This is a genomic window from Verrucosispora sp. SN26_14.1, from assembly GCF_004307965.1.
Classification (GTDB): Bacteria; Actinomycetota; Actinomycetes; order Mycobacteriales; family Micromonosporaceae; genus Micromonospora.
Map to the genome: position 1 here is coordinate 1 of NZ_SISL01000381.1, position 5551 is coordinate 5551.

Here is a 5551-nt window from a genome sequence, read left to right on the forward strand (position 1 = left end):
CGGCAGGGGCCGGACCCCCCTCGGTGGGTCCGGCCCCGTCACGCGGGGGGCCCGACTCCGTCCAGCCGGGCCCCCCGCGCGACGGCCGGCCCTACGCGGGGAACAGACCCGCGAAGGGCACGACGGTCACCGCCGCACCGTTGAGCAGTGGCCGGGCCGGCAGGTCGGACTCGCCGACCCCGGCGAAGGCCAACTGCCCCACCAGCAGTGGCCCTCGCGTCCTGATCCGCAACTCGTCGCCGTCGCGGAACGCCTCGATGACGGTGTCGCCGTCGACGTCGTGCACCACCGTGCGCCCCTCGACGGCACCCCAGCTGACCAGCGTGACGTCGCGGAAGGGCCGGTCACCGACGGTCGGGTGCGGCGCGACCAGCGGCAACAGCGTGCCGTGACGCACGTACAGCGGGGTGCGCGACAGCGGCACGGTGACCCGCAGGTGCCGCCCGCCCGGGTGCCGCTCGCCGGTGGCCGCGTCGATCCAGTCGTCCCCGACGGGGAGATAGACGTCCCGCTGCCCGGTCGGGTCCAGCACCGGAGCCACCAGCAGGTCGGTGCCGAGGCGGTACTGCAGGTCGGTGGTCCAGGCCGTCGGGTCCTGCGGGGTGTCGACCAGCAGGGCACGCATCATCGGCGCGCCGGTACGGGCCGCCTGCACCGCCGCCGACCACAGGTACGGCATGAGCCGGTACCGCAGCCGCAGCGCGGCGACCGCGTGTCGTTCGGTCTCGGCGGGGAAGTCCCAGGGCAGCCGGCTGGTGGTGCCGTGCAGCCGCAGCAGCGGCGACAACGCCCCGAACTGCGACCAGCGGACGTACAGGTCGGGTTCCGGGGTGCCGTGGAAACCGCCGGTGTCGTGGCTCCAGAACGGCACCCCGGACAGGCCGTGCGACAGCCCGCCGCGCAGCGTGCTGGCCAGCGCCGGCCAGGTGGCGTTGACGTCGCCGCTCCACTGTGCGCTGTGCCGCTGCCCGCCGAGGTACGACGAGCGCGCCCACACCGCCCGGTGACCGGCCACCTCCTGGGTGACCTGGGCGACCACGTCGTTGAAGAGCAGGCTGTAGACGTTGTGCAGTTCGACGCCGGTCATCCCGTTGTGGGCCACCGCGTCGGCCGGCACCCCCTCGGCGAAGTCCGTCTTGAACACGGCCACGCCCTGTTCCAGCAGGGGCCGCAGCAGGCCGGTGAACCAGTCGACGGCGGCCGGGTTGGTCAGGTCCACGATGGCGCTGACCGGGTAGCTGCCGTGCCACACGTCGGCGACGTACGTGCTGCCGTCGGGGCGGCGCAGGAAGTAGCCGGCCCGGTCCGCCTCGGCGTACAGCGGGCTGCCGGTCATCAGGTACGGGTTCATCCAGAGGCAGACCCGGAAGCCCTGCTCGCCGAGGGTCCGCAGCATCCCGGCCGGGTCGGGGAACGCCTCGGCGTCCCACCGCAGGTCCGACCAGTTCCCGGCGACCTGCCAGTAGCAGTCCAGGTGCAGCACGTCGCAGGGGATGTCGCGCTCGCGGATGCGACGGGCCCGTTCCAGCACCTGGTCCTGACTGTCCGGATAGAAGCCGGAGGAGATCCAGGCGCCGAACGCCCAGCGGGGCGGCAGGTACGGCCGACCGGTGAGCCGGTCGAACCGGTCCAGCACCTCGGCGGGGGTCGGTCCGGCCAGCACGTAGTAGTCCAGCAGGTCGTCGGGGACCAGGATCTGGACCGTGCTGTGGGTGGACTGGCAGACGTCGAACTGCACCGGCAGGCCGCTGTCGACCAGCAGCCCGTAGCCCCGGTTGGACAGATAGAACGGCACGTTCTTGTGCGACCGGTCGGACTCGCTGCCGAAGGCGTCGAAGTTCCACATCAACGCCCGCTGGCCGCGCTTGTCCAGCGGGGTGAACTTCTCCCCGAAGCCGACGAACCGTTCGTCACCGGGCGCGACGAAGCTCTCGTGCCAGGCGACGCGGACCCCGTCGACGGTGGAGCGGCCGAAGGGCAGGGTGCGCCGCCGGCCGCTGATGTCGACCGTGCCGGGGTCCTGTTCCAGCAGGACGGTGCCGTCGGGGCGCAGGAACCGGATCCGCCACGGGTCGAGGCTGATCTCGGCGACCACCGCCCCGGCGTCGACGCGTACCCACCGGTCGTCGCCGGTCACGGTGGCCGGCCGCACCTCCGGGCGGACCAGCGTCACCGCGCGCGCGGAGCGGGTCCGGGCCTGGGGGTCCTCGGCGAGCCGGACCCGGATCACGCCGTCACCGGCCGCCTCCACCCGGACCACCGCCGTCACCCCGTCGGCCAGCGCCGCCTTGAAGGTGGCCCCGGACGTGTCGCCGCCGACGAACTCGGCCCGACCCACCACCGCAGTCCCACCCTCACCGGGGGAGCGGGCGGGCAGGTCGGGTGGGTCGGCCACGAACGTCTCGTACGGCACCAACGGCGGTCGGTACGGCATCGGCTCTCCTCAGCGACGGTACGGCGGTGCGGATAGTTTCTTTAATTACCCAACGAACTGTCAACGAGGATCATCGATGCCGAAACTATCGGCGCCGTTGACATGGGCAAACCGCCTCCATAGTTTGGACAGATAATCAACTAATCCGACGGATGGTGGACGATGTGGCACGACGGTCGGCTCTGCTACGGCGGTGACTACAACCCGGAGCAGTGGCCGGCGGAGGTCTGGGCCGAGGACGTCGCGCTGATGCGTCGGGCCGGGATCACCCTGGTCACCGTCGGCGTGTTCGCCTGGTCCCGCCTCGAACCGGCCCCCGGCCGGTACACCTTCGACTGGCTCGACCAGGTCCTCGACCTGCTGCACGACGGCGGCATCCGGGTCGCCCTGGCCACCCCCACCGCCTCCCCGCCACCCTGGTTCTCCCTCGCCCACCCGGGCGCACTGCCGGTCACCGCCGACGGCGTCCGCCTGTACCACGGCAGCCGCGACACCTACTGCGCCGCCGCCCCCGCCTACCGCTCCGCCGCCCGCCGCATCACCGCCGCCCTCGCCGACCGGTACGCCCACCACCCGGCCGTGGCGCTGTGGCGGGTGCACAACGAGTACGGCACCACCTGCCACTGCGAGCACACCGCCCGCGCCTTCCGACGGTGGCTGGCCGGACGCTACGGCGACCTGGCCGCCCTCAACGACGCCTGGGTCACCAGCTTCTGGAGCCAGCACTACTCCGACTGGGCGCAGATCAGCACCCCCCGCGCCACCCAGTACCTCGGCAACCCCGGCCAACTCCTGGACTTCCGCCGCTTCTGGTCCGACACGCTGCTCGCCGCGTACGCCGAACAGCGGGACCTGCTGCGCCTCGCCGCACCGCAGACCCCGGTCACCACCAACTACGTACTCGGCGACTGGGTGCCGGTCGACCACGCCCGCTGGGCCCGCGAGGTGGACCTGGTCGCCGTCGACCACTACCCGTCGGCCGTCGACGGCGGCGCCGAGGAACAGACCGCGCTCGTCGGCGACCTGGCCCGGGGCTGGGCCCGGCACACCACCGCCGACCCGACCTGGTTGCTGATGGAGAGCGCCGCCCAGCAGATCCACACCACCGGCCGGTCACACACCAAGGAGCCGGGACGGATGCTGCGCCACAGCCTGGCGCACGTGGCCCGCGGCTCGCACGGCGCGATGTTCTTCCAGTGGCGGGCACCCGCCGGTGGCGCCGAACGCTTCCACTCCGCCCTGGTGCCGCACGCCGGCCCGGACAGCCGGGCGTTCCGCGAGGCGGTCGAGCTCGGCGCGGCGCTGGAACGGCTCACCGAGGTACGCGGCCGGGTCGAGGCGTCCGTGGCGCTGGCCGTCGACGCCCCGAGTGGCTGGGCGCTACGCCACCCGGGCATGCCCTCGACCCGACTCGACCACCAGCAGGAACTCGCCGCCGCCCACCGGGCCCTGTGGCACACCGGCCACGGCTGCGACACGGTCGCCCCCGGCGACCCCCTCGACGGGTACAGGCTGCTCGTCCTGCCCGCGCTCTACCTCACCGACGACACCACCGCCGAGTGGATCGGCGAGTACGTCCACCACGGCGGTCACCTGCTGGCCACGTACCTCAGCGGCACCGCCGACGGGTACGCCCGGGTCCGGCTCGGCGGTTACCCGGGCGCCCTGCGCGACGTGCTCGGCGTACGGGTGGAGGAGTTCCACCCGCTCGCCGACGGCGACCACGTCCGACTCGACGACGGCGGCACCGGCCGGATCTGGGCCGAGACGGTCCACCTGACCGGCGCGGAGACCATCACCGCGTACGTCGGCGGGGTGCTCGACGGGTCACCGGCGATCACGCGGCACCGGCACGGCGCCGGCACCGCCTGGTACGTCTCCACCCGCCCCGACGACGCCACCTACCGCCGGTTGCTGGACACCGCCGCCCGCGCCGCCGGTGTCACCCCGGTCTGTCCGGGCGCACCCGCCGGGGTCGAGGCGGTCCGTCGCCTCGGTGACGGGGTGAGCTGGCTGTTCCTGCTCAACCACACCGACCGCGCCCACCGCGTACCGGCACGCGGGCGCGACCTGCTCACCGACACCGAGGTCGACGGGGCGGTGACCCTGTCGCCCGGCGGGGTGGCCGTGCTGCGCGAGGCTGCCGGCGAGGGACCGACGACCTGATCGACGCGGAGACGTCGACGGTCGGGGTGGCTCAGTCGAGGTCCCGCACGAAGCGGTAGCGGACGTCGCCGCGGGCGGCCACGACCGGCGACGTACGCTCCTGGCCGCCTGCGTCCGAGGGGCGTTCTCGCGGAGCCCAAGCCCCGCAGGACTGACCCGTCGATCGCGATCACGGGCCTGAGCTGAGGGAGCCCGGGCTCGCGGCGATTCTCGCCCCCGACCGTCCGCCCGTGCCGAGCACGAGTCGCGGTGGGCGTCGTCAGGGGCGGCGTAGCCGCAGGGCTACGAAGCTCGGGCGCTCGGTCAGTCGCGCGTAGCGCTCCGGGTCGGTGGCGCGCAGCGTCTCGACCGCCCTCGGCTCGACCAGCCGCTCCAGCACGAATCCCGCGTCGAGCACCTCGGTCATCAGGGACTCAAGGGTCATCCGCTGCAAGCGCATGGTGATCCCGTCGGCCATCGGGCATCCGGGAAGCTTGCTGAGGTGGTGACGCGGGACGCAAGTCGTCGAGCAGGAAGAACGCTTCCACCGCCCCGGTACCCTGGGGAAACGGGGAGGTGGAACGCGTGGACAGGATGTGGGAGGCGTCGGTCGAGGCGCAGATCCGCTCGGCGCAGGAACGCGGGGAGTTCGACGACCTGCCCGGCGCGGGCCGCCCGATCCCGGGCCGGGGGATGCCCTACGACGAGTCCTGGTGGATCAAGAGCTTCATGGAACGCGAGAAGCTCCCCACCGACCTGCTGCTACCCACCCCGCTGCTGCTGCGCCGCCGCATCGAACGCCTGCCCGACGAGGTCCGCGACCTCCCCACCGAGCAGGCCGTACGCTCCTGCGTCGCCGACCTGAACGCCGAGGTGATGGCCTGGCTGCGCAACCCGTCCGGCCCTCGCGTCGTGGTGCGCCCGGTCGACGCCGACACCGTGGTGTCGACGCTGTCTCTGATACACCTCTCC

The 5551-nt window shown here is 73.0% G+C and carries 4 protein-coding genes; 2 read left to right on the forward strand and 2 right to left on the reverse strand.

Features of this window, described 5'->3' with window-relative positions; all coding sequences use genetic code 11:
* Positions 1-91: 91 nt before the first annotated feature.
* Positions 92-2434, reverse strand: a complete 2343-nt coding sequence (locus EYA84_RS24895; protein WP_131055865.1) for a TIM-barrel domain-containing protein — start codon at positions 2432-2434, stop codon at positions 92-94.
* Positions 2435-2596: 162 nt separating this feature from the next.
* On the opposite strand from EYA84_RS24895, the gene EYA84_RS24900 reads away from it, so the two are divergent.
* Positions 2597-4600: a beta-galactosidase gene (locus EYA84_RS24900; RefSeq protein WP_131055867.1), complete on the forward strand. Its 2004-nt coding sequence runs from the start codon at positions 2597-2599 to the stop codon at positions 4598-4600.
* Between the two features lie 259 nt (positions 4601-4859).
* Here EYA84_RS24900 and EYA84_RS24905 read toward each other — a convergent pair whose 3' ends face one another.
* Positions 4860-5024 carry a hypothetical protein gene (locus EYA84_RS24905; RefSeq protein ID WP_161595033.1) on the reverse strand — a complete coding sequence of 55 codons (165 nt, stop codon included), beginning with the start codon at positions 5022-5024 and terminating at the stop codon, positions 4860-4862.
* 149 nt (positions 5025-5173) lie between these two features.
* Here EYA84_RS24905 and EYA84_RS24910 point away from each other — a divergent pair.
* Positions 5174-5551, forward strand: a 378-nt coding sequence (locus tag EYA84_RS24910; protein ID WP_236145947.1) for a DUF1992 domain-containing protein, incomplete at its 3' end; no start/stop codon positions are given.